Origin of the sequence: Micromonospora sp. GCM10011542, assembly GCF_042650685.1 — a bacterium.
Classification (GTDB): domain Bacteria; phylum Actinomycetota; class Actinomycetes; order Mycobacteriales; family Micromonosporaceae; genus Micromonospora.
Window position 1 is genome coordinate 22,923 of sequence record NZ_JBHSBO010000027.1, and the last position, 17,746, is coordinate 40,668.

Genomic DNA, 17,746 nt, shown 5'->3' on the forward strand with positions numbered 1-17,746 from the left:
TACCCGGGTGGCCGCCTGCCGGTGATCCCCGTGGATCGCCGGCCGAGACGGGTCAGCCGGCCGGTGCCGTGTACTCGCGGAACCCGATCACCTGCTCGTCGCGCATGGTCAGGATGACGCAGTGCCGTCCGTCGTACGGCTGGCCGCCGAAGACGCCCTGGCTGTGGTCCTCGAAGACGACGCTCTCGTCGCCCACTGTGCGGCAGATGACGTCGATGTCGGTGAGCCGATTGCCCTCGCCGCCGAGCTGACCGCAGAACTCGATCAGCTTGTCCCGCCCGTCCGCCCCGGTGTACTCCCCGGCGTTCGGCGGGTACGGCCAGAGCAGGTCCACCTCGGCGGCGAGGAGGTCGAAGAAGCTGCCCCACCGACCCGACGTCAGCCCCTCGCAGAAGTATTCGTAGGCGCGCTCGGCGCTGGCCTCGTGCGTCATCGGCTGCCCTGCAGGGCTTGCATGATCACGTCGGTGACCGTCTGCGGCTGGCTGGCCATGATGACGTGCGAGCCCTCGGCCTCGGTGATGATCGCCTTGGCGCGCTGAGCCATGGAGCGGAGGACGTCGGTGCCGGCGGCCTTGTCACCGGTGGGCACCACGGCCCAGGCCGGGAGCTTCTTCCAGGCGGGCGTCCCGGTCGTCTCGGAGAATCCGAGTACGGAGATCGGCCGCTGGGTGGCCGCCATGATGGCGGCGTCGGTGGGGGAGACGTCGGCGGCGAACGCGTCGCGGAACTTGGTGGGGTCGATCCGGAACTCGGTCTCGGTGCCCTTCGCCGTCGGGTAGCTCTGCTGGAGCAGCGCCGAGGTGAGCACGCTGTCCTTGGAGTCGCCCTCGATCTGCATCAGGCTCTCGCCCTGGTCGGGGGCGAAGGCGGCGACGTAGACCAGGCCGACGACGTTGTCGGCCATCGCGGCCGCGTTGGTGATGACCGCCCCGCCGTACGAGTGCCCGACGGCGAGCACCGGCCCGGAGATCTGCTGGAGTGCGCTGGCGACGTACGTGGCGTCCTCGGCGAGGCCGCGCAGCGGGTTGGGGATGGCGGTGGTGGTGATGCCGGCGGCCTGCAACCGCGCGACCACTCCGTTCCAGCTCGAGCTGTCGGCGAAGGCGCCGTGGACCAGGGCGACGGTCGTGCCGGTGGTGTTGGTCATGGTGCTCCACTCCGATCGTTGAGGGATGCTCACGGGCGGTCAGCGGCGCTCACCGAAGACCGCCGCGGCCACCTGGTAGCTGTCGAACGCCCGGGCCGCGCCGGCGTACGCCTCCAGGTGGATGAAGAGCTCGACGATCTCCTCCTTGGTCACGCCGGACGTCAGCGCGATGCGCAACTGCCCGCGCAGCGGCTCGTGGGTGCCGAGCGCCGCGGCGACGGCCACCGAGATCAGGCAGCGGCTGCGCAGGTCGAGGCCCGGTCGAGGCCACGAGTCACCGAAGGTGTGCTCGGTGGCCAGCCGCCGGAAGTCCTGACCGACTGCGGGCTCACCATCGGCCAGCGGCAGCGTCAACGGTTGCCCGAGCAGGCGCTGGGCGGTGTCCAGGGCCGCCTGGTACCGGGAATCGTCGGGCATGCGCTGCCGCCTTAGGACGTGTCGGCCGATCGGCTGCGGTTCGGCTCCAGCATCGCGCCCGCCCCGGCGCTCGCGCGGCCGTTTTCGCGAAACCGGTCGTCGCGATAGCATCGGGTGAGGTGGAGCGCCTGCCCGCGCCCGGTGCGTCAGCCCACGCCTGAGCACACCGAGGGCCAAGAGTCTCCGACTCCGCGCCGTTGTCCCGGTCGTCGGCGTGCGTCGGAAACGTCGCCTGTTCGGTGCGGGGCGTGGGGGCTGCACCGGAGGCGTCATGACCGATCAGAATCCTCGCCAGAGTTCACGCCCGGGCCGAGCGCGCAAGCGGGCGATCCGCGCCGAGGCAGCCCGCACCGGCGTCGCGTACTCGGTGGCGGCCCGCCAGATGGAGGCGGCCGGGTTGCGGCCGGGCGAGACGCTCGGCTGCTCCGGGCGGACGATCTATCCGGTCGGCGGCGACTCCCACCGCCAGTCGTTGGTCGAGCAGCGGGAGCGGCGGTCGCCGGCCGAGCGGGTGGCCGACACCCGCCGCGCCGCCACGCTGCCGGACGGCCGGGCCGGGCACCTCGTCGACCGCTTCCCGCCCACGCGGGGCGCCACCGGCGTCGGCCCGCTGTATTCCGGCGAGGACCGCCAGGACCTGCTCGCGACGGGGTACGTCGTCGTGGCGGCCGAGTCGCCGGGGCTGCTGCCCGCCGTGGGTGACCTCGCCTGGGTGGCCGAGATGGGGGAGGAGACCGCCGTCGACATGGCCTGCGCCGAGCTGGACCGGGAGGTTCGGCGGCTGCTCGACCGGGACCCGCCGGCGCTCTGGTCGGCGATCGAGCAGGCGCTCGCCGCCGCCGAGCGCAGCCCGCAGTGGCAGATCCGCCAGCAGGCGATCCGGCTCGCGGCGGTGCTGCGGACCATGATGACCCCCCGCGTCGGGTACGAGGGGGAGCCCTACGTGGCGGGTCTGCCGCTGACCGGTGCCCGGCAGATCCTGGACGCGTTGCTGATGGTGGGCGACGACGGGCACGCGCCGGGCACCCGGGTCCGGTTGCTGCGCGACCCACACGGCGGGCGGGCGGCCACCATCACCGCCGCCCGTTGGGCACTCGCCGGTCCGCCGCTCGCCTACCTGGTACGGCTGCACGACGCACCGGTGACGACCTGGACCGTGCCGGAGGATCTGGTGGTCCTGGCCGGCCAGGAATCGCTGCCGCGCTGACCTCGCGATCGGCTGGAAGTGGCATTCACACCAGTTCGGCGATCACCGCCCGGACCATGCGGCGGCCGTGCTCGGCCATCCGGGGGAAGGTGTGCCGGTAGTAGTCGATGCCGGTCAGTGACGGTGCGAGGGCCCAGCCGCAGGCGCGGCGCCACGTGGCGTCGTCGTATCCGATCGCCTCCCGATAGGCGTCCCGGGCCGCACCGGTGAAGGTCCACAGCGCCGGAGCCACGTCGGGCGCCGGATCGCCGATGCCGAGCGCGCCGAAGTCGATGACCGCGGCCAGGCGACCACCGTCGGTGATCAGGTTGCCCGGCTGCAGATCACCGTGGATCCACACGGGATCCCGGTCCCAGTCCGGAGCAGCCAGGCAGGCGTCCCAGGCCGTCTCGGCCGCGGTCACATCGAAGCCGTCGTCATGCTCGGCGAGCCGGGGCAGCGCACGGCGAACACCCTCATCGGCGTGGACCAGGGCGGCTCCGCGGGTGCCCGGTGGCTTGCGCGGACCTCCGGCCGGCTCCACCCTGTGCAGGGCGCGAGCGAAGGCTGCCACATCGCGGGCCAGGGGTACGTCGTCGCAACCGAGCCTGGGCGGCGTGCTTCCCGCGACCCACGGCACCACGGTCCATCGCCACGGATATTCCGCGCCCGGCTCGCCCATGTGCAGCGGAACCGGAATCCGCACCGGCAGGTGGGCGGCCAGCAAGGGCAGCCACCGCGCGTCGGTATCGGCCTGGTCGACCGCCCCGGGGATCTTGGGCATCCGGGCGACGAGTTCGTCGCCGATCCGGAAGAGCACGTGGTCGGTGCCCTCCACCTCGTCGGGCAGGGGTGTCACGGGAAGGCCGGCCCACTTGGGGCACTGGGCCGCCACCAGCCGGCGTACCTGATCGACGGTGGCTCGGACCTCGTCGTCGTGGATGGGCACGGCTGGCACGGTAGTGCACCGGGTCCCGGCCAGCCGGTGGGGCCCGCACCCGGCCCGGGCCCACCGCAGGCGTCGCGGCCCGCCGAGCCGGCAACGCTGATCGCTGGCGGCACCGGGATACCGGGCGGGTGGGGCGCCGGTCGGGTCGGTAGCGTGGGCCGGTGCCCCCACGGATTCCCCATCCCGAGCCCGGGATCCCGGACACCAGGGGGCCGTTGCGCTACATCTGGTGGCTGGCGCGCTGCCAGACCGGTCGGGTGCTGCGCGGCAGCCTGGTCGGTACGGCGTGGATGATCGGGCTCGCCGTGCGGCCGTACCTCGTCGCCCGTGCCATCGACGACGGCTTGCGCACCGGCGACGGTCGGGCCCTGGCGCTGTGGGTCGCCGCGATCGTCGTCGCGGGCGTCGGGCTGGCGTACCTGGGCATCATGCGGCACCGGACGATGACCTTCGTCCGGGAGGACGCGAGCGCCCGCTCCGCCGAGCTGTTGCTGCGGCACCTGTCCCGCATTGGCGCCGTGCTGCCGCGGCGGCTCGCCGCCGGGGAGGTCGCCACCGTCGGTGGTTCGGACATCGGCTACACCTCGCAGGTGCTGACGCTGACCGGCCCGGGGGTGGGCGCCGTCGTCGCGTACGTCGTCGTGGCGGTCCTGCTCTGGTCGGTGGCCCCGCCACTCGCCCTGTTCGTGCTGCTGGGCGTGCCGGTGATCGCCGTGGTCGTCGGGCCGCTGCTGCGCCGCCTGGAACGCGCGGAGGCCGGCTACCGGCAGCAGCAGGGTGAGCTGACGAGTCGGGCCGGGGACATCGTGGCCGGTCTGCGGGTGCTCGCCGGCGTCGGCGGGCGTGGCCTCTTCGCCCGCCGGTACGCCGCCCGCTCCCAGGGCCTGCTCGCCGAGGGCTACCGGGTCGGCGCGGTCAACAGTTGGATCGACGCCTCCACCGTCGCCATACCGGGCCTTTTCCTCGCGGCCGTGGTGTGGTTGGCGGCCCGGATGGCGGTGACCGGCGACATCACCGTCGGGCAGATGGTGGCCGTCTACGGGTACGTGGCGACCCTCGTCGTGCCGGTCTGGTTCCTGCTGGAGGGCAGCTACGAGCTGATCCGGGGCCGGGTCGCCGCCCGCCGCATCGCCGACCTGCTCAACCTCGTCCCGGACGGCGTCGGCGGGCCGCCGCGGGCGCCCGCCGACCCGCCGGGTGTGCCGGTGGCCCGCCAGCCGGCGGACGCGCCCGCGCCGGCCGGCCCGGCCGATCTGCACGACTCGATGACCGGGCTGACCGTGCGTGCCGGCCGGCTGCTCGCCGTCGCCGCCGACGACCCGGCCGACGCCGTCGCCCTGGCCGACCGGCTCGGCCGGTACGTGGTCAGCGACGTGACCTGGGGCGACGTGCCGTTGACGGCGGTCGGGCTCGCCGAGGTGCGCGCCCGGATCCTGGTCGCCGACCACGATTCCTACCTGTTCGCCGGGACGCTGCGCGACATCCTGGCCGGCGCCGGCGCGGACACCGGTGCGGGCCCGATCGAAGCCGCGCTGCGCACCTCGTCGGCCGAGGACGTCGTCGACGCGCTGCCCGACGGCCTCGCCACCGAAATCGACACCCGCGCCCGCACGCTCTCCGGCGGCCAACGCCAACGGATACGGCTGGCCCGGGCGCTGCTCGCCGAGCCGGAGGTGCTGATCCTGGTCGACCCCACCTCGGCGGTGGACGCGCACACCGAGGCGCGGATCGCCGAACGGCTGCACGCGGCGCGGGCCGGGCGGACCACCGTCATCCTCGCCACCTCGCCGCTGCTGCTCGGGCACGCCGACACGGTCGCGCACCTGCGCGCCGGTCGGATCGTTGCCACCGGCAGCCACGCCGACCTGCTCGACTCCGACGCCGGCTACCGGCGGCTGGTGGCTCGGGACAGCGACGCCCTCGACCGGGACGACCCGGCCGACGCCCAGGGCGCGCTGCGGTGAGCCGGCTGCCGGTGGCGGACCGGACCACCGTCCGCCGAGCCGTACGGGACCTGGTCCGCCGGGACCGCCGGGCGGTCCTGGTGGTGCTGCTGCTCCAGGGCGCCGCCGCGGTCGCCGGGCTCGCCCCGCCGTGGCTGCTGGGCCGGATCGTCGACCAGGTCGCGGCGGGCGCCGGCACCTCCACGATGGACCGGCTGGCCCTGGCGATCGTCGGCTGCGTGCTGGCCCAGGCGCTGCTCGCCCGCTACGCCCAGTACACCGGGCACCGGTTCGGGGAGCGGGCGGTGGCCCGGCTGCGCGAGGAGTTCGTCCGGCAGACGCTCAGCCTGCCCGTCGGCGTGGTCGAGCGGGCCGGCTCGGGGGACCTCGCCACGCGCAGCTCGGTCGACGTGACCACCGTGGGCACCACCGTCCGCGACGTGGTGCCCACCATCGTCATCGCGTCGACACAGCTGGCGCTGCTGTTCGGGGCCATCTTCCTGCTGCATCCGCTGCTCGGCCTGGCCGCGCTGGCCGGCCTGCCGTCGATCTACGCGGTGACCCGCTGGTACCTGCGCCGGGCCGGCGGCGCCTACCTCGCCGAGGGCGCGGCCACCGCCGAGCTGACCGAAACGCTGACCACCACCGCCGAGGGGGCGCGCACCGTCGAGGCGTTCCGCCTCGCCGACCAGCGGATCCGGTACGGCACCGGCCGCATCGCCCGGGTCTGGGCCACCCGACGGGCCACCCTCGCCCTGCGCAGCGTGTTCTTCCCCGTGGTGGAGGGCAGCTACGCCGTGCCGATCGCCGCGGTGCTGCTCGTCGGCGGTCTCCTGCTGTCGCGGGCGATGGTCTCGCTCGGCGCGGTGGTCGCCGCCGCGCTGTACCTCCAGCAGGCCATCGACCCACTGGACCGGATCCTGCAGTGGACCGAGCAGGCGCAGCGCGGCTTCGCCTCGTTCGCCCGGGTGCTCGGCGTGGGCGAGGTGCCGCCGGAGCCGCGCGGCGCGGCGTCCGCGTCGGCCGGTGGGCCGCTCGTGGTGCGCGGCGCCCGGTTCGGCTACGCCGACGGTCCCGACGTGCTGCACGGCATCGACCTGGACGTACGCGCGGGGGAGCGGCTGGCGATCGTCGGCCCGTCGGGCGCCGGGAAGTCCACGCTGGCCCGGCTGCTGGCCGGCATCGACGCGCCACGGCAGGGGGTGGTCAGCATCGGCGGCTGCCCGGTCACCGACCTGGACCCGGCCGAGCGCCGGCGGCGGATCGCCCTGGTCACCCAGGAACACCACGTCTTCATCGGATCGGTACGCGACAACCTCGCCTTCGCCGCGCCGGACGCCTCCGACGAGCGGATGCGCTCCGCGCTGGCCTCGGTCGGCGCCGACTGGTACGCCGAGCTGCCCGACGGGCTCGACACGCAGCTCGGCGACGGCGCCCGCCAGCTCGGCGTCGCCGAGGCACAGCAGCTGGCACTGGCGCGGCTGGTGCTCGCCGACCCGCACACACTGATCCTGGACGAGGCGACCGCGGCGCTCGACCCGACCACCGCCCGGCGCACCGAGCGGGCCCTGTCCGCCGTGCTCGCCGGGCGGACCGTGATCGCGATCGCGCACCGGCTGAACACCGCGCACGACGCCGACCGGGTCGCCGTGCTGGCCGAGGGCCGGATCACCGAGCTGGGCAGCCACGACGAGCTGGTCCGCGCCGGTGGGGCGTACGCCGCGCTCTGGCGCTCCTGGCACGCCTGACCGGTCGTCCTTCGCGCGTACCGAGGATCGTCGCCCCCGATTTGCGCGACCTGACGGCCCGGCGTAGAAGGTAATCAATGGTGACGCCGGTCCCACAGCGGTGATCCGTCGGGGTTGCCAGGTGCGCCGGAGCCGGCCGCAGTGCGTGGAGGTGATGCCCGTGGCCTGTCGTGTCGCAGCCGTCCTGGCGTGGCTGACCCTGTCGGTGGTGGCGAGTTCGTGTGGCATCGTCGGGCCGGCCGACGACCGGGTCCGGCTCGACTTCTTCCAGTTCAAGCCCGAGGCGATCGCGACCTTCGACAGGATCATCGCGGACTTCGAGCGTGAGCACCCGGACATCAACGTGGTGCAGAACCACGTACCCAACGCGGACACGGCGCTGCGGACCCGGCTGGTCCGCGACGACATCCCGGACGTGCTGACCCTCAATGCCGGCGCCACGTACAGCGAGCTGGCCTCGGCCGGCGTCTTCTACGACTTCGCCGACCAGCCCGTCACCGCGACCATCAACCCGGGCATCCTGACCATCATCAACGACCTCGGCACCGGCGGCCCGGACGAGGTCAACGGAATCCCGTTCGCCAACAACGCCGACGGCGTGCTCTACAACAAGGACCTCTTCGCCCGCTACGACGTCGAGGTGCCGCGCACCTGGGACGAGCTGATCCGCGCGGCGCGGACCTTCCAGGCCGCCGGTGTGCAGCCCTTCTACGGCACGCTCAAGGACTCCTGGACCATCCTGCCGGCGTGGAACGCGCTGTCGGCGTACCTGCCGCCGCCACGGTTCTTCGACGACCTGCGGGCCGACCGCACCTCGTTCCGTCAGGGGTACCCGCCGGTGGCGCAGCGCCTCAAGCAACTGTTCGACCTGGCCCAGCCGGACAGGCTGTCGCGCGGCTACAACGACGGCAACCAGGCCTTCGCCAAGGGCGAGGTGGCGATGTACCTCCAGGGCAGCTGGGCGATTCCGGTCGTCCGCGAGTTCAAGCCCGGCTTCGAGATCGGGCTCTTCCCGATGCCCGCCGACGACCCGGCCCGCACCGCGCTGGTCTCCGGCGTGGACGTCGCCCTCACCATGGGCCGCGAACCGGAGCACGAGCAGGAGGCGCTGGAGTTCATCAACTACGTCATGCGCCCCGAGGTGGTCACCGCGTACGCGAAGGACCAGAGCGCGGTGCCGCCGCTGCGGGACAGCGCGCCCGCCGATCCCGCGCTCGCGGACGTGCTGCCGTACTTCGTCGAGAACCGGGTGGTGGGCTTCGCCGACCACCGGGTCCCGCCGGCGATCCCGCTCGACAAGATCTGCCAGCAGTACCTGATCGACGGCGACGAGGCGGCATACCTGTCCACGTTGGACAACGAGTGGGACAAGGTCGCCCGGCGCCGGGCGTAGCGGCGAAAGGGGAAACGCCATGGCTTCGGTGACCACCGCCGGTCCCGGGACGAAGACCGGTCAACCGCCGCGGGCCGGCCGCGTCCGCCGGCGCAGGAACCGGGCGCCGGCCGCCTTCTACTGGATGGTGCTGCCGGCGTTCCTGCTCTTCTTCGTCTTCCACACCCTGCCGGTGCTGCGCGGCGTCTTCTACAGCTTCACCAACTACGCCGGCTACGGCGACTGGGACTTCGTCGGGCTGCGCAACTACGGCAACATCTTCCTCGACGAGCGGATCCGGCACTCCTACCTGTTCACGTTCCAGTTCGCGATCGTCAGCACGCTACTGGTCAACGTGATCGCCCTCGCCATCGCGCTCGGGCTCAACGGACGGATCATGTTCCGCAACACGTTGCGCGGCATCTTCTTCCTGCCCAACGTGATGGCGATCCTCGTGGTCGGCTACGTCTTCAACTACCTGTTCAGCTACAGCCTGCCGTACCTGGGACAGAAGCTGGGCAGCGAGACGCTCTCGACCAGCGTGCTGGCCAACGAGAAGCTGGCCTGGCTGGCGGTGGTGGTCTTCGCGGTGTGGCAGGCCACCGCCTTCGCCATCATCCTCTACCTGGCCGGGTTGCAGACCATCCCCACCGAGTTGTACGAGGCGGCCGCCATCGACGGGGCGAACCCGTGGCGGCAGTTCCGGTCGATCACCTTCCCGATGATCGCCTCGTTCTTCACCATCAACATGGTGCTGTCGCTGAAGAACTTCCTGAACGTGTTCGACCACATCATCCCGCTGACCGACGGCGGCCCGGGCACCGCGACCGAGTCCATCTCCCTGGTGATCTACCGCGGCGGCTTCCTGGGCGGCGAGTTCGCCTACCAGACCGCCAACGCGGTCTTCTTCTTCCTGGTCATCGTCGCCTTCTCGATCTTCCAGTTGCGCATCCTGCGCCGTAGGGAGGTGTCCGCCTGATGTCCGCTCCGTCGCTGGCCCAGCCGACCGCCGCCGGCCGGCTCCGCCGGGCCCGCAGCCGTGGGCCGGGCGAGCGGGTCCGGGTCAACTGGTGGCTCACCGCCCTGATGGCGGTGCTGTCGCTGACCGTGCTGATTCCGCTCTACTTCGCCGTGGTCACCGCGCTCAAGGAGCCCGAGGAGTTGGCGGGTGCCGGCTTCGCCCTGCCGGCCGACCCGCGGTGGGAGAACTTCCGGGAGGCGTGGACGCTTACCAACTTCCCGCACGCCGCACTGAACAGCGCGATCATCACGGTCGGGGCGGTGGTGCTGACGCTGCTGACCAACTCGATGGTCGCGTACGCCATCTCCCGGAACATGCACCGCCGGCTGTTCAAGGGGCTGTTCTACTACTTCGTCTCGGCGCTGTTCGTCCCGTTCCCGATCATCATGCTGCCGGTGGTGAAGCAGACGTCCCTGCTCGGCATGGACAACCAGGTCGGCCTGATCTTCCTGTACGTGGTCTACGGTCTGGCGCTCAACGTCTTCATCTACGTGGGGTACCTCAACTCCGTCCCGCGGGAGCTGGAGGAGGCCGCCTTCACCGAGGGCGCGGGGATCTGGACCACCTTCTGGCGGGTGATCTTCCCGCTGCTGGGTCCGATCAACGCCACCGTCGGCATCCTCACCTGCCTGTGGGCCTGGAACGACTTCCTGCTGCCGCTGGTCATCCTCTCCAGCCCCGACGCCCAGACCCTGCCGCTGGTGCAGTACGTCTTCCAAGGGCAGTTCAGCACCAACTACACGCTGGCCTTCGCGTCGTACCTGATGGCCCTCGCGCCGATGGTCATCGTCTACGTGATCGCCCAGCGCTGGGTCATCTCGGGGGTGATGCGCGGCTCCATCAAGTGAGGACAGGGCGAGCCACGCCGACGGCGGCCTCGACGGCAGTTCCTGCTGCCCGACGCGCGACGACGGGTCCGGCCCCCATTGGCGGCCGGGGCCCGGCGTCACGTCCACGATCAGGCCCGGCGAGCCACCACGGCGCCGTTCGCACCGGGTGCGTCGAAGGGCACCGTGCGGACGTCGACGAAGTTGGCGTCGGTGAGCCAGGCCGCGTACTCGGCACCCGAGTAGTTCCGGCCGCCCTCGGTCTCCACCAGCATGTTCAATCCCATCAGGGCCGCCTCCGGTGGACCGGTGCGCTCGTCGTTGAGCAACAGCTCGCAGATGACGACGGCACCACCGGGTGGCAGCGCCGCGTGGCACTTGGCCAGCAGCGCCCGGTTGGTCGGCTCGTCCCAGTCGTGCAGGATCATGCTGAGCAGGATCACGTCGTGCCCGTCCGGCAGCGCCGGGTCGGCGAGGAAGTCGCCGCCGACCGCGCGGATCCGCCCGGTCAGGCCCGCCTCGGCGATGCGCTCCTCGGCCCGTGCGCAGACGTGCGGCAGGTCGAGGATGGTGGCCCGCAACTCGGGCAGCCGGCGGCAGAACTCGATGGGGAACGCCCCGGCGCCGCCACCGAGGTCGAGCAGCCGGCTGTGGGCGCCGAAGTCGTACGCGTCGGCCAGGGCGCGGGCGGTGAAGCTGGAGGTGGAGAACATGGCGTCCCAGAACTGCGCCAGCATCTCCGGGTCGGCGGTGTCGAACATCGACTGCTGGACCTGCGGATCCCAGGTGAGCGGCCGGTCGCTGCGCAGCGCCTCCTCGATCCGGTGCCAGGGCAGGTAGGTGCGCAGGTCGGAGTAGCGGACCTGGGCGCCGAAGTAGTAGGGACGTCCCCGCACCAGGAACTGCTCGGCCAACTCGGAGTTGCGGTAGCCGTCGCCGGACTTCTCCAGCAGGCCCAGCGACGCGCTCGCGGCCAGCAGCAGGTCCGCCGGCCGCTTGGGCAGGCCGAACTCGGCGGCGACCTGCTCGACGGTCATGCTCCGCCCGTCCGCGAGCCGCGTGAACAGGCCGAGTTCGACGCCGACCGCGAGGGTCTTGAATCCCCAGACGCCGGCCACCAGGCGCATGAGGGGAGTGGGAGTGATCATGGCGACATGAGATCACAAGCGCGGCTGTCCATCATGGTCGGTCAGGACGGCCCGTAGTTAGCGCAGCGAGTTGGCGATCCCGATCGCCTCCGACCGGGGGATGTCGCCTTCGAGCCGGTAGCTCACGCCGGCCTGCTCCCAGATCAGCGTCGAGCCGGCGAGCCGTGCGGTCTCCTCGCGCGTCACTCCGGATCGGTCCACGTACCGCAGGCCGTGCGGGGCGCCGATCCACACGGCGAAGCCCGCGCTCACCTGGACCCACTCCGTCTCGGGTCCGGACACCTGCTTGTGGAAGACCGGGTCGAGGGCGCCGTCGAACGCGTCGATCCGCAGCGCGCCCCCGCGGTAGAGCAGGGTGAGCACCCGGTAGGTGCCGGTGTCGTCGGGGTCGGCCACCAGCACCTGCTCCGGTGGGCCCAGCGACCCGGGCACCCGGACCGGGAAGCGCACCTGCCGCTGCGCCTCGTGCAGTGCGGCGAGCCGCTGCGACGGCAACGGCGACGGGGTGCCCGTGGGGCTTGCCGATCCGGGTTCGACGGTGACGATGACCCCGGCGAAACGCAGCAGCCCCGTCACGGCGTCCGCGACGGCGGCCCGGCCCGGCGGCAGCACCGCCACGACCAGGACGGCCAGCGTCGCGGCGAGGTACGCGCGCCACCGGTGCCACCACCGCCGGCGTTCCTTGGCGGCGAGGCGTGCCCGTACCCGGGCGGCCACCTCCGGCGCATCGGGCGTCTCCAGCCAGGCGGAGAGGTGGCGCAGTTCCCGTTCGAGGTCATCCACGGCGCACCCCCTCGCGGTCGAGCAGGCCGCGCAGCTTCGTCAGCGCCCGGGACGTCCGCGACTTGACCGTGCCCCGGGGCCAGCCCAACATGGCCACCGTCTCGTCCTCGCTCAGATCGAGGAAGTACCGACAGACGATCACCTCACGGTCCCGCACCGGCAGCAGGCGCAGCGCCTGCACCAGGGCGGTTCGGCGTTCCCCGGCGAGTACGGAGTCGATGGCGACGTCCTCGGTCACGTCCGAGTGCGGGTGCGCGGCCGCCGCCCGCAGGACGAGCCCGTCGCGCCGGCCCCGTGACCGGTGCAGATTGCGTGTCTCGTTCGCCACGATGGCCAGCAGCCAGGACCGGAACGACGACTCGCCCCGATAGCGGGAGAGCTTGTGGTACCCCTTCACGAACGCCTCCTGGGCGACGTCCTCCGCGTCCGCGCCCGCGCCGAGCAGGACCGCGGTCCGGTACGCGGACGCGGTGTGCCGGGCGACCAGGCGTTCGTACGCCTCCAGGTCACCGGCCCGTGCGCGGTTGACGAGCTCTTCGTCGTCCAGGGGAGCCTCCGATCCGACACTCTGCTGACACCGCCCGCGCCGCGCGGGTTCCATCCCGGTGCGGGGAACCCGGCGGGGTCCGGCGGTGTCACCCCGGCATGACGGCAAGGAGAAGCATCTCGCGTCGCACCATTCTGGCGGTGCTCGCCGGCAGCGGCACCGCCGCGCTGCTGGGCTGCGATCCCACACCGGACGCGGCCTCCGCCGCCGGGATCCCCGACCCGCTGCTGCTCGACGTCGACCGCGGGATCGGGGTGCTGCGGGGCGCCGGTTGCCGGACCGTGCCGGACGCCATCGCCACCGCCGACGGGTTGGCGGTCTACGCCACCGCGGTCGACGGTGCCGACACCGCCCTCTGGCGGACCGACACGGCCACCGGCCGCGCCTCCACGCAGATCCGGCTGCCCGGACGCTGGCTGCCGCGGGCGGTCTCGGCCAACGGCGCACACGTCGCGCTCACTCCGGTCGAGGCGGTCGTCAGCGCGGGACGCCCGGCCGGACGGGAGGTCACCCCGGTGCTGGTCGCCGACGAGAGCGGTGTCCGGCACCGGCTGGACCTGCGAGGAAACGTCGTACCGGAGGCGTTCACCGACGACCTCGCCGGGCTCTTCGTGCTGGACTGGCTCCCGGCGCGCACACCGGACCGCTACCGGGTCCGCGTCGTCGACCTGGCCACCGGGACGTCCGGACCGCTCTCCACCCGTGCGAAGGAGCCGGTTCCGCCCGGCGCCGAGGAGGAGATGCGCGGCGAGGGACGCCAGGCCGTGCTCGCCCCCGATCGCACGACCCTCTACACGCTCTACACGCATCAGCCCGACCATCAGCACAGTCGCGACCTGGTCAGCGGGCGGCCGGGCAATGCGCACGCGTTCGTGCACACCCTGAACCTGGCCGAGCGGTGGGCGTACTGCATCGACCTGCCGCACCCGTTCGGCGCGGCGTCGGCCAGCGGTCACGCCCTGGCGATCAGCCCCGACGGAGGTCGGCTGCACGTCGTCGACGTCGCGTCGGGAAGCGTCGCGGAGATCTCCGCGCAGGACCTGGCCGTACGCCGAACCGCCACGCTGACCCGGGGCGCCGGCACCGGGTACGCCGGGACGTCCCGGGACCGTCTCTTCGTCGGCGCCGGCACGACGGTGTGCGCGACCGACCCCGCAACCCTGGATCCCATCACCCGGTGGTCGGTCCGCGAGCCCGTCTGCGGCCTCGTGCCGAGCGCCGACGGCACCCGCGTCCACGTGGGGCAGACCAACGCCGTGAGCTGGCACGACCCGGCCACCGGCAGGGAACTCGGCCGCGTCGCCGTACCCGGTCTGGTGCGCCTGCGCGGCCTGGCCGGCGGGTGACCGCGGTCTGGACGGACCCTAGTGCGACCGATGGAGCCGGCGACCGCCGATCCGGCGGGCGCCGACGCTCACCACCGTCGCACCGACGGCCGTGCCGATCAGCACCAGGCCCGCCCCGACGACCCAGAGGCCGCTGTCGTCGGTCGACGCCGCCCGCCACGACCAGGCCACCGTGAAGGCCACCGCCATGACCGGTGCCACCAGCCACGGGCTGAGCCTCGTGCCGGCGAGGGCAGCGAGCACCGCCAGGGTCAGCACGCAGCCGACGACCTGCCACGGCTCGTACGGGCCGCTGGTCGAGCCGGTCTCCGCGTCGACCGTGTACCCGGTGTCCCAGCCCAGCCAGAGCCACCAGGCCCCGACCGTCGCCACCGCCAGGAACAGACCACCGAGCAGGTTGCGCGTGCCCGTCATCGTCTCCACCCCGCGATCATCGTCCTCGGCGGGCGGTGCGGGATGAGCCCCCGTACTCACCGGCGGTGGCGGACGACCCGGTTCAGGGACCCGTCACCTCGTTGTGCGGCCGTGGTCGGCCAGGTTCGGTCGGCATCCGGGTGATCGGCGGCAGGATCAGGGCGACGAGGGCGACGACCGCGATGACTGTGAACGGCAGCGTGTAGCTCTTGCCGCTCGCCTCGTAGAGCAGGGCCGTGACCAGCGGACCGACGACTCCACCGATGCTCCAGGCCACGATCATCGCGCCGTACACGGCACCGGCGTTCGGGGTGCCGAAGTAGTCGGCGGCGGTGGCGGGCATCGTGCCGAAGCCCCCGCCGTAGGCGAGATAGACCAGCGCGGCGAGGACCGCGAAGAGCGCGAACGCCGCCGCGTGCGGCAGGATGAAGAAACAGATCGCCTGCAACAGGAGCATCCCGAGGAAGGCCGGCATCCGACCGATGCGGTCGGACAGCCACGCCCACGCCACCCGGCCGGCGCCGTTGAACAGGCCGAGGATGCCCACCAGCGTGGCTGCGGTCGCCGCGCTGGCGCCGGCGATGGTCTGGGCAGCGTCGGATGCCTGGGAGATCAGCGCGATTCCGCAGGCGACGTTGAGGGTGAGGATCCCGGTGAGCAGATACCACTGCCGGGTACGCAGCGCCTCGCGCAGGGTGTAGACGCGGGTGCCGGCGACCGCGCGGCCACCGACCTTCGGAGTGAATCCGGGCACCTGGTACCCCGGTGGCGGGTTCCGGAAGAAGGACGCCCCGAGCAGGATCGCGACCAGGTAGGCGATGCCCAGCGGCAGGAACACGCTGGGGGTGTGGTCGGTGCCGTTCAACAGGGATTTCGCCACCGGCGCGACGATCACGGCGCCGAACCCGAAACCGGCGACGGCGATGCCGGTGATCAGGCCCCGCCGGTCCGGAAACCATTTCGCGAGCATCGCGATCGGGGTGATGTAGGCGGCCCCCAGGCCGATCCCGCCCAGCACGCCGTACGTGAGCACCAGCAGCCAGAGCTGGTCGCCCGACGACGTGAGTGAAGCCAGCATGTTGCCGACCGCGTAGAGCAGTCCGCCGCCCAGCGCGACCGGTCGTGGTCCGCGTCGGTCCTGGATGCGGCCGCCGATCAGGCTGCCGATGAAGATCGTGCCGATCGCCACTTCGAACGGCAGCACCGCCTCCGCCTTGCTCCAGCCGAACTCCTGCTGCAGCGGCTTGTTGAACACGCTCCACGCGTACACGGCGCCGAGCGCGAGTTGGACGAGTACCGCGGCGACGACGAGACCCCATCGGCCCCGTGTCGGACGGGATACCCCCGGATCACCCGCTGTGTGGGCCATGAGCTGAAACCCCCGTTTGTTCGGCTCACGGGCTGGCGCCTGCGCCGAGCTATTCCAGCTGCTCGGCCGGCGACCGGCCCCCCTCTTTGTCGCGCCGCTCTCGTTGCGGCACGACCGTGTATTTCGGATCACGCGCCGACGCCATGCCCGCCTCGAAGACTCCGAACCGGGTAGCGACGGACGACGCCAGGAGGGCCGCCCCGGAGATTGCCGACACGGCCCGGCTGCGTCGGCCGAACAACGCTCCGGCGACGCCCGCGGCCAGCAACGCCCGTCCCGCCCGCACCAGTCGGCCGCCGCGTCCCTCTCGATAGGGTTCGCTGGTCAGTCCCATTCGCTCCAACCGGTGGCCGCCGATCAGTTCGATGGCGGCGGCGGCGACGGCGAGCCGCCGCAGCGGCGCGGTCTCCGCCGCCGGCGCCGCGATCAGCCCGACCCCGGACGCGGCGGCGAGGGCGCTGCCGGCGAAGACGAACGGCAGTTGCGGGTACGCGTCGTGCCAGGACGGTACGGCGGTGTCGGCGAGCAGCACCCCGGTGTAGGTGGCCAGCGCCGGCGCAGTGGCCGCGGCGAGCAGGTTGGCGACGTTGCCGACCGGCGGCGCCACCCGGCGGGCAAGGCCGAGCACGCCGCGACGCGGCAGCAACGGCGCGAGTTCGGCGACCGCGGCCACGCCAGCAGCCGGTCCGAACGTGGCAAGGATCCAGGTACCCACCGACATCGGCGAGGTCAGCTTGGCCACTCGCAGCATGTGGTGGAATCGCTCCGGTCGCCCGAGGTCGTGCACCAGGAAGTACGTGCTGACAGCGACTCCTCCGAGGGCCGTCCAACGCCCCACCTGGCGCAGCCCGGCCCGCCCGGTCAGCTGGCCGCCCGCAGCCGTCAACGCGCTCCCGGCGGCGAGGCCGCCGGTGAACAGGTAAGCCGGGATGTCGCGCTTCCAGACGGGCGGCTTGAGGATCGGCCGGCCGTAATAGGAGACGAAGTCGGCCGGCGGCACGGTGACCTGTTCGCCGCCCTCGCGCCGTCGTCTCCGGCCCCGACCGCGCGACGGCGCACCTTCGCCGGACTGGCGGCGGCGCTGCCCGTCGTCGGGCTGGTCCAGGCCCTGGCGGAACGGGCCGCCGACCGACTCGTTCGGCCCGTGCGGAGTCGGCGTGGTCATGGCCGCCCGCCGAGGAACGCGAGCGCCGCCGCGGCCGCCATGGTCAACGCCGCCAGGCCGGCCCGCCGCCACATGGCCGGCAGGTCCCGGGTGGTCACGATCGGGTCCGGCGGCAGGCCGTAGACCTCGGGCTCGTCCAGGAGCAGGAAGAACGCGCCGTCGCCACCGACGCCGTCGGTCGGGTCGTGGCCGTAGAGCCGGGCCTCGGGCACACCCCGCTCGTGCAGGGTGGCGACCCGGGCCGCGGCCCGCTCGCGCAGCTCGTCCAGCGGCCCGAACTGGATCGACTCGGTGGGGCACGCCTGCGCGCACGCCGGGGTCTTTCCGGCGCCGAGCCGGTCGTAGCAGAGTGTGCACTTCCA

The 17,746-nt window shown here is 72.6% G+C and carries 18 protein-coding genes; 7 read left to right on the plus strand and 11 right to left on the minus strand.

Annotated elements, in window-relative coordinates:
• Positions 1-52: 52 nt before the first annotated feature.
• Genes ACFOW4_RS09125 through ACFOW4_RS09135 form a run of 3 tightly spaced genes read right to left on the minus strand, consistent with a single transcriptional unit; the run spans position 53 to position 1,566 of the window.
• Positions 53-433, minus strand: a complete 381-nt coding sequence (locus ACFOW4_RS09125; RefSeq protein ID WP_377526238.1) for a nuclear transport factor 2 family protein — start codon at positions 431-433, stop codon at positions 53-55.
• The gene (locus ACFOW4_RS09130) at positions 430-1,149 is read right to left on the minus strand and encodes an alpha/beta hydrolase (protein ID WP_377526240.1); all 720 of its coding nucleotides are present in this window, start codon (positions 1,147-1,149) and stop codon (positions 430-432) included. Before ACFOW4_RS09130 ends, ACFOW4_RS09125 begins: the two co-directional genes overlap by 4 nt.
• A gap of 39 nt (positions 1,150-1,188) precedes the next feature.
• Positions 1,189-1,566, minus strand: coding sequence for a carboxymuconolactone decarboxylase family protein (locus ACFOW4_RS09135; protein WP_377526241.1), 378 nt, complete (start codon positions 1,564-1,566; stop codon positions 1,189-1,191).
• A gap of 271 nt (positions 1,567-1,837) precedes the next feature.
• On the opposite strand from ACFOW4_RS09135, the gene ACFOW4_RS09140 reads away from it, so the two are divergent.
• Positions 1,838-2,773, plus strand: coding sequence for a hypothetical protein (locus ACFOW4_RS09140; RefSeq protein ID WP_377526243.1), 936 nt, complete (start codon positions 1,838-1,840; stop codon positions 2,771-2,773).
• Positions 2,774-2,798: 25 nt separating this feature from the next.
• Here the strand turns inward: ACFOW4_RS09140 and ACFOW4_RS09145 are convergent, their stop codons facing one another.
• The gene (locus ACFOW4_RS09145; protein ID WP_377526244.1) at positions 2,799-3,701 is read right to left on the minus strand and encodes an aminoglycoside phosphotransferase family protein; all 903 of its coding nucleotides are present in this window, start codon (positions 3,699-3,701) and stop codon (positions 2,799-2,801) included.
• 161 nt (positions 3,702-3,862) lie between these two features.
• On the opposite strand from ACFOW4_RS09145, the gene ACFOW4_RS09150 reads away from it, so the two are divergent.
• The 5 genes from ACFOW4_RS09150 (at position 3,863) to ACFOW4_RS09170 (ending at position 10,633) form a co-directional block, all read left to right on the plus strand.
• Entirely contained in the window at positions 3,863-5,665 is a 1,803-nt protein-coding gene (locus tag ACFOW4_RS09150; RefSeq protein WP_377526247.1) for an ABC transporter transmembrane domain-containing protein, read from the plus strand.
• Positions 5,662-7,392 (plus strand): ABC transporter ATP-binding protein, encoded by a 1,731-nt coding sequence (locus tag ACFOW4_RS09155; protein WP_377526248.1) that lies wholly within the window; start codon positions 5,662-5,664, stop codon positions 7,390-7,392. The genes ACFOW4_RS09150 and ACFOW4_RS09155 overlap by 4 nt, the downstream gene beginning before the upstream one ends.
• Before the next feature lie 160 nt (positions 7,393-7,552).
• Positions 7,553-8,785: an ABC transporter substrate-binding protein gene (locus ACFOW4_RS09160; protein WP_377526251.1), complete on the plus strand. Its 1,233-nt coding sequence runs from the start codon at positions 7,553-7,555 to the stop codon at positions 8,783-8,785.
• A 19-nt stretch (positions 8,786-8,804) separates the two neighbouring features.
• Entirely contained in the window at positions 8,805-9,743 is a 939-nt protein-coding gene (locus ACFOW4_RS09165; protein ID WP_377526253.1) for a carbohydrate ABC transporter permease, read from the plus strand.
• Positions 9,743-10,633: a carbohydrate ABC transporter permease gene (locus ACFOW4_RS09170; protein WP_377526255.1), complete on the plus strand. Its 891-nt coding sequence runs from the start codon at positions 9,743-9,745 to the stop codon at positions 10,631-10,633. Before ACFOW4_RS09165 ends, ACFOW4_RS09170 begins: the two co-directional genes overlap by 1 nt.
• 110 nt (positions 10,634-10,743) lie before the next feature.
• On the opposite strand, the gene ACFOW4_RS09175 is transcribed toward ACFOW4_RS09170, so the two are convergent.
• Genes ACFOW4_RS09175 through ACFOW4_RS09185 form a run of 3 tightly spaced genes read right to left on the minus strand, consistent with a single transcriptional unit; the run spans position 10,744 to position 13,144 of the window.
• Complete coding sequence (locus ACFOW4_RS09175; RefSeq protein WP_377526256.1) at positions 10,744-11,760, minus strand: methyltransferase; 1,017 nt, start codon at positions 11,758-11,760, stop codon at positions 10,744-10,746.
• A 57-nt stretch (positions 11,761-11,817) separates the two neighbouring features.
• Positions 11,818-12,543 carry a hypothetical protein gene (locus ACFOW4_RS09180; RefSeq protein ID WP_377526258.1) on the minus strand — a complete coding sequence of 242 codons (726 nt, stop codon included), beginning with the start codon at positions 12,541-12,543 and terminating at the stop codon, positions 11,818-11,820.
• Positions 12,536-13,144 carry an RNA polymerase sigma factor gene (locus tag ACFOW4_RS09185; RefSeq protein ID WP_377526259.1) on the minus strand — a complete coding sequence of 203 codons (609 nt, stop codon included), beginning with the start codon at positions 13,142-13,144 and terminating at the stop codon, positions 12,536-12,538. Before ACFOW4_RS09185 ends, ACFOW4_RS09180 begins: the two co-directional genes overlap by 8 nt.
• Positions 13,145-13,188: 44 nt before the next feature.
• Here ACFOW4_RS09185 and ACFOW4_RS09190 point away from each other — a divergent pair, with 44 nt between their 5' ends.
• The gene (locus ACFOW4_RS09190) at positions 13,189-14,436 is read left to right on the plus strand and encodes a YncE family protein (RefSeq protein ID WP_377526260.1); all 1,248 of its coding nucleotides are present in this window, start codon (positions 13,189-13,191) and stop codon (positions 14,434-14,436) included.
• A gap of 18 nt (positions 14,437-14,454) precedes the next feature.
• Here the strand turns inward: ACFOW4_RS09190 and ACFOW4_RS09195 are convergent, their stop codons facing one another.
• The 4 genes from ACFOW4_RS09195 to ACFOW4_RS09210 form a co-directional block, all read right to left on the minus strand.
• Complete coding sequence (locus tag ACFOW4_RS09195) at positions 14,455-14,850, minus strand: hypothetical protein (RefSeq protein ID WP_377526262.1); 396 nt, start codon at positions 14,848-14,850, stop codon at positions 14,455-14,457.
• An 82-nt stretch (positions 14,851-14,932) separates the two neighbouring features.
• The gene (locus tag ACFOW4_RS09200) at positions 14,933-16,219 is read right to left on the minus strand and encodes an OFA family MFS transporter (RefSeq protein ID WP_377526263.1); all 1,287 of its coding nucleotides are present in this window, start codon (positions 16,217-16,219) and stop codon (positions 14,933-14,935) included.
• 49 nt (positions 16,220-16,268) lie between these two features.
• Positions 16,269-17,384 carry an NrfD/PsrC family molybdoenzyme membrane anchor subunit gene (gene nrfD / locus ACFOW4_RS09205; RefSeq protein ID WP_377526265.1) on the minus strand — a complete coding sequence of 372 codons (1,116 nt, stop codon included), beginning with the start codon at positions 17,382-17,384 and terminating at the stop codon, positions 16,269-16,271.
• Positions 17,381-17,746: 4Fe-4S dicluster domain-containing protein (locus ACFOW4_RS09210; protein ID WP_377526266.1), on the minus strand; the 366-nt coding region annotated here is incomplete at its 5' end. The genes nrfD and ACFOW4_RS09210, both read right to left, overlap by 4 nt.

Excerpts from the sequence above, each read along its gene's own strand:
- ACFOW4_RS09125 (WP_377526238.1), bottom strand. The coding sequence starts at position 433 with ATGACGCACGAGGCCAGCGCCGAGCGCGCCTACGAATACTTCTGCGAG.
- ACFOW4_RS09130 (WP_377526240.1), bottom strand. The coding sequence starts at position 1,149 with ATGACCAACACCACCGGCACGACCGTCGCCCTGGTCCACGGCGCCTTC.
- ACFOW4_RS09135 (WP_377526241.1), bottom strand. The coding sequence starts at position 1,566 with ATGCCCGACGATTCCCGGTACCAGGCGGCCCTGGACACCGCCCAGCGC.
- ACFOW4_RS09140 (WP_377526243.1), top strand. The coding sequence starts at position 1,838 with ATGACCGATCAGAATCCTCGCCAGAGTTCACGCCCGGGCCGAGCGCGC.
- ACFOW4_RS09165 (WP_377526253.1), top strand. The coding sequence starts at position 8,805 with ATGGCTTCGGTGACCACCGCCGGTCCCGGGACGAAGACCGGTCAACCG.
- ACFOW4_RS09170 (WP_377526255.1), top strand. The coding sequence starts at position 9,743 with ATGTCCGCTCCGTCGCTGGCCCAGCCGACCGCCGCCGGCCGGCTCCGC.
- ACFOW4_RS09175 (WP_377526256.1), bottom strand. The coding sequence starts at position 11,760 with ATGATCACTCCCACTCCCCTCATGCGCCTGGTGGCCGGCGTCTGGGGA.
- ACFOW4_RS09185 (WP_377526259.1), bottom strand. The coding sequence starts at position 13,144 with ATGGAACCCGCGCGGCGCGGGCGGTGTCAGCAGAGTGTCGGATCGGAG.
- ACFOW4_RS09190 (WP_377526260.1), top strand. The coding sequence starts at position 13,189 with ATGACGGCAAGGAGAAGCATCTCGCGTCGCACCATTCTGGCGGTGCTC.
- ACFOW4_RS09195 (WP_377526262.1), bottom strand. The coding sequence starts at position 14,850 with ATGACGGGCACGCGCAACCTGCTCGGTGGTCTGTTCCTGGCGGTGGCG.
- ACFOW4_RS09200 (WP_377526263.1), bottom strand. The coding sequence starts at position 16,219 with ATGGCCCACACAGCGGGTGATCCGGGGGTATCCCGTCCGACACGGGGC.
- nrfD (WP_377526265.1), bottom strand. The coding sequence starts at position 17,384 with ATGACCACGCCGACTCCGCACGGGCCGAACGAGTCGGTCGGCGGCCCG.